4 protein-coding genes are annotated in these 4,448 nt (G+C 62.2%); 3 read left to right on the top strand and 1 reads right to left on the bottom strand.

Annotated elements, in window-relative coordinates; genetic code table 11:
* Positions 1 to 180: 180 nt before the first annotated feature.
* The 3 genes from ACYVDE_RS15395 (at position 181) to ACYVDE_RS15405 (ending at position 3,490) form a co-directional block, all read left to right on the top strand.
* On the top strand, positions 181 to 1,347 hold the full coding sequence (locus tag ACYVDE_RS15395) for a 1-deoxy-D-xylulose-5-phosphate reductoisomerase (protein WP_460502423.1): 1,167 nt from the start codon (positions 181 to 183) through the stop codon (positions 1,345 to 1,347).
* Positions 1,348 to 1,514: 167 nt separating this feature from the next.
* On the top strand, positions 1,515 to 2,861 hold the full coding sequence (rseP, locus tag ACYVDE_RS15400; protein ID WP_460502424.1) for a M50 family metallopeptidase: 1,347 nt from the start codon (positions 1,515 to 1,517) through the stop codon (positions 2,859 to 2,861).
* Between the two features lie 125 nt (positions 2,862 to 2,986).
* A complete protein-coding gene (locus ACYVDE_RS15405; protein ID WP_460502425.1) occupies positions 2,987 to 3,490 on the top strand; it encodes a DUF6702 family protein in 504 nt (167 codons plus the stop codon).
* 71 nt (positions 3,491 to 3,561) lie between these two features.
* On the opposite strand, the gene ACYVDE_RS15410 is transcribed toward ACYVDE_RS15405, so the two are convergent.
* Complete coding sequence (locus ACYVDE_RS15410) at positions 3,562 to 4,227, bottom strand: DUF2461 domain-containing protein (RefSeq protein ID WP_460502426.1); 666 nt, start codon at positions 4,225 to 4,227, stop codon at positions 3,562 to 3,564.
* Positions 4,228 to 4,448 lie beyond the last annotated feature (221 nt).

The following is a 4,448-nucleotide window of genomic DNA, read 5'->3' on the forward strand; positions in this document are numbered from 1 at the left end:
GAGCTGGCCGAGCGCACGGCCACGGCCAGCAACCCGCCCGCCCTCACCGAGGGCGTGGCGGCCGAGGTAAAGGCCATCGCAGCCGTGGTCGACCAGTTTGTGGCCGCCACCCTGAAACGGGTATAGGCGGCTGAGCACCCGGCCGGCGTACTTTTGCGCCGTTTCCGTGTTTGCATTCCTATGCTTGAAAATAAAAAGGTGAAAACCCTGGCCCTGCTCGGCGCCACCGGCTCCATTGGCACCCAAACGCTGGATGTGGTGCGGCAGCAGCCCGGCCGCTTCCGGGTGGCGGTGCTGAGCGCCCAGCGGCAGTGGGAGCTACTGGCCCAGCAGGCCCGCGAGTTCCGGCCTGCCGCCGTGGTCATCGGCGACGAAAGCCTGTACCACAACTTGCAAGCCGCCCTGGCCGACCAGCCCGAAACCGAGATACTGGCCGGCCCCGCCGCCTTGGCCGAAGTCGTCACGCGCCCCGAAATCGACATTGTGTTGACGGCCCTGGTGGGCTACGCCGGGCTGCTGCCCACGGTGGCCGCCATCCGGGCCGGCAAGGATATTGCCCTGGCCAACAAGGAAACGCTGGTGGTAGCCGGCGAGCTCATCACCGGCCTGATTGCCAAGCACAACGTGCGCCTGCTGCCCGTCGATTCCGAGCACTCGGCCATTTTCCAGTGCTTGGTGGGCGAAGAGCAGAATCCGATTGAGAAAATCATCCTTACGGCTTCGGGTGGCCCCTTCCGCGGCCGCTCGGCCCGCGAGATGGAGGCCGTAACCAAAGCCCAAGCCCTGAAACATCCCAACTGGGACATGGGCGCCAAAATTACCATCGACTCGGCCTCGCTCATGAACAAGGGCCTGGAGGTGATTGAGGCCAAATGGCTGTTCGGCCTGCGCGACGAGCAGATTGACGTGGTGGTGCACCCGCAAAGCATTGTGCACTCGCTGGTGCAGTTCGAAGACGGCTCGCTGAAGGCCCAGTTGGGCCTGCCCGACATGAAGCTGCCCATTCAGTACGCGCTGGGCTACCCGCAGCGGCTGGCCAACACTTTCCCGCGCTTCTCCTTACTCGACTACCCCACCCTCACCTTCGAAGCGCCCGACCGCGTGGCCTTCCCCAACCTGGAGCTGGCTTTCGGGGCCATGCGGCGCGGCGGCAACGCACCCTGCGTGCTCAATGCCGCCAATGAAGTGGCCGTGGCCGCCTTCCTGCGCGAGCAAGTGGGCTTCCGGCAGATGTCGGACCTGGTGGCGGAGTGCCTGGCGCGGGTGTCGTACCTTTCCGAACCGATACTGGACGACCTAGTCGCCACCGACGCCGAAACTCGGCGGCTGGCGGAAACCCTGGTCTGACAATTTTTGTCGTGTGCTGCTGACGAGTGTCATGCTGAGCGCAGCCGAAGCATCTCTACCGCTTCGTTGCAGTCAGCATTGATTAGTTCAGCGGTAGAGATGCTTCGGCTCCGCTCCGCTGCACTCAGCATGACGTTCTTTTAACACAACACTTCCCTCGTTCCCCCTTGGCTATCCTCACCATGATTGGCCAGCTTGTGCTGGCGCTTTCCATCCTTGTTGGCTTGCACGAATTCGGCCATTTTGCCTTCGCGAAGCTCTTTAAAATTCGGGTCGATAAGTTCTACATCTTCTTCGACTTTCTGTTTCCGATGCCCAACGTGGCCAACTTCGCGCTGGTCAAGAAGAAGATTGGCGAGACGGAGTATGGCATCGGCTGGTTCCCGCTGGGCGGCTACGTGCAGATTCACGGCATGATTGACGAAACGCAGGACGCCTCGGCCCTGGCCGGCGAGCCCGCGCCCGACGAATTCCGCGGCAAGCCCGCCTGGCAGCGCCTACTGGTAATGCTCGGTGGCATCATCATGAACGTAATTTTGGGCATTGCCATTTTCGCGGCCATGACGGCCTACTATGGCGAAACGTACCTGCCGGCCTCGTCGGTGAAATACGGCGTACTGCCCAACGGTCTGGCCCGCAAGGTAGGGTTCCAGACCGGCGATAAAATCGTAAAAATCAATGGCCGGCCCTTCAAGGATTTCGATGAGATTTACCAGCCCGAGGTGCTGCTCGGCGACAATACCTACTTCACGGTAGAGCGCGGCAACCAGCTTGCCGACGTGAAGATGCCCGCCAACTTCCTCGACCTGTCGGGCACCCAAACCGAAGACAGCGTGCTGCTGCGCCCCCGCGAAACCTTCGCCGTAGACCGCGTGACGCCCGGCGGCAACGCCTCGAAAGCGGGCCTGCTGGCCGGCGACGCCATCACCACCGTGGCGGGCCGCCCCGTGCAGTTCTTCGACGAGCTGCAAGCCGCGCTGCTGGCCAATAAGGGCAAAACCATTCCCGTTACGGTGCAGCGCACCGGCGCGGCCCAGCCCCTCACGCTCAGCATTCCGGTGGATGGCGACGGCCACATCGGCTTCGAGCGCAAGTCGACGCTGGCCATTGGCACGCGCCAGTATTCGCTGGCCGAAGCCCTGCCGCGCGGCGCCAAAAAGGCGTTTTCCATTGTGTGGGTGCAGGCCCGGGCCTTCGGCAAAATCTTCACCGGCCAGGCCTCGGCCAAAAACCTGGGCGGCCCGGTCGAGATTGCGCAGCAGTTTGGCGGCGTATGGGACTGGCAGCACTTCTGGGGCCTGGCCGGCATCCTGAGCATGGTGCTCGCCTTTATGAACCTACTGCCCGTGCCGGCCCTCGACGGCGGCCACGTAGTGTTCCTGCTCTACGAGATGATTCTGCGCCGCAAGCCCTCCGATGCCTTCCTCGAAGGCGCGCAGCGCGTGGGCACGGTGCTCATTCTGGCGCTGATGGCCTACGTCATCGTCATCAAGCAGATACTAAAGTTCTTCTAGCAGCTTGCTTGAGCAGGCACTGCACGGAGTAGAGACGCATATTTGCGTCTCTACCTCATTTAGGCACTATAGTTGGTGCCATGAGAAACCCGGTTGCTATTCTCTATTCCTTCTATTCCCCCAACATGCGCCTTCTCGCCACTTTCGTCGCTGCGCTGCTGCTGTTTCCGCTGGCCGGGGCGCGGCCGGCGCGCCACGCCTACCACTCCACCCTCACAGAGCTGCGCTACAACGCCACCAAAAAGCAGCTGGAGTTGTCGGTGAAAGTATTTACTGATGACTTCGAGAAGGCCATCTCGCAGGGCCAGCCCAAAACCGTGAGCCTGACCGAGCCTGGCCCGCGCCCGCTGGTGCTGGCCGATTCCTACTTCCAGCGCACGCTGCAAATCAGCACGCTGACCGGGGCGCGGCTGCCCCTGCAGATGCTGGGCATGCAGGCCGAAAACGACGGCTACTGGTTCTATTGCAAAGTGCCGCTGCCGGGCCCGGTGGCGGGTATCAAGCTGCGCCAGGCCGTGCTGGTTGAGGCTTTCGCCGATGAGATGAACATCGTGAACGTAGAAGCCAACGGTAAGAAGCAGAGTGCACTGTTCCGCGCCGGCCACGAAGAGGAAGTGGTGAAGTGGTAGAAGTGTAGCGCGGACTTTTAGTCCGCGAAGCCAGCAGACAGCTCTGCATACTCGCGGACTAAAAGTCCACGCTACACTTCTACCGCACTGCGCAGGAACTGGCAGAACGGCACCATCGCGGCAAACACCTGCGGCACGTAGACCCGGAAATCGGCGTGGCTTAGCACCTCGGCGTCGCTCATGGTGTGGCTGGCCACGAAGCTTTTGTGCTTGAGCAGCTCAATTTCGGGGTGCGATACGTCGTAGGCGGCCGGCGACTTCTTGAGCTTGTCGCCGCCCATGGTGCCGAAGTAGCGCCGGAAATCGGGCGCAGCCAGAATAGCCTTCAGCTCGGCGGCGTTGTAGTCGATTTCCTGCCGGATGGCGGCCAGCTGGTTTTTATCGGGCATGTACCAGCCGCCGCCGATGAGGGTGTTGCCGTTGGGACCCACCTGCACGTAGTAGCCGGGCGTTTCAATGTCCTTGCCGCTGGCGGTGAAATAGGCCGAAAAATGCAGCTTGTACGGGTCCTTGTTGTTGCTGAAGCGCACGTCGCGGTAGATGCGGAAGATGCTTTTGCGGCCCAGCGGCCCGGCGATGGCGGGGTCGAGCTTCTGCAGCTCCTGGTACCAGAATTCGGCGTCTTCCTCAAATTGCTTGCGCAGCTGGTCGTAGGTGGGCTTGCGCTCCTGAAACCAGGCGCGGTCGTTGTGCTGGGTAAGGCTGGTGAGGAAGGTGAAAAGGGGCTTGATTTGCATAGTATAGTTTGTTTTATAATCTGTCGGGCGTAGTAGGGTGCGGGGCTTGCCCCCGCCCACCGCTGAACGGTATCGTTGATACGGCGCAAACGGCGGGCGGGGGCAAGCCCCGCACCCTACCTCATACCCCACTCAATCCTCCCCTTCCTCCTCCTCCTCGTGCGCCGTCTTCGCCTCGCGCACGGCGGCGCTGCGGCGCGGGGCGGGCATGCGGCTGTGCT

Source organism: Hymenobacter agri (genome assembly GCF_054778495.1).

Bases quoted from the DNA above. Each gene is read 5' to 3' on its own strand.
- ACYVDE_RS15405 (WP_460502425.1), top strand. From the start codon at position 2,987: ATGCGCCTTCTCGCCACTTTCGTCGCTGCGCTGCTGCTGTTTCCGCTG.
- ACYVDE_RS15395 (WP_460502423.1), top strand. From the start codon at position 181: ATGCTTGAAAATAAAAAGGTGAAAACCCTGGCCCTGCTCGGCGCCACC.
- ACYVDE_RS15410 (WP_460502426.1), bottom strand. From the start codon at position 4,227: ATGCAAATCAAGCCCCTTTTCACCTTCCTCACCAGCCTTACCCAGCAC.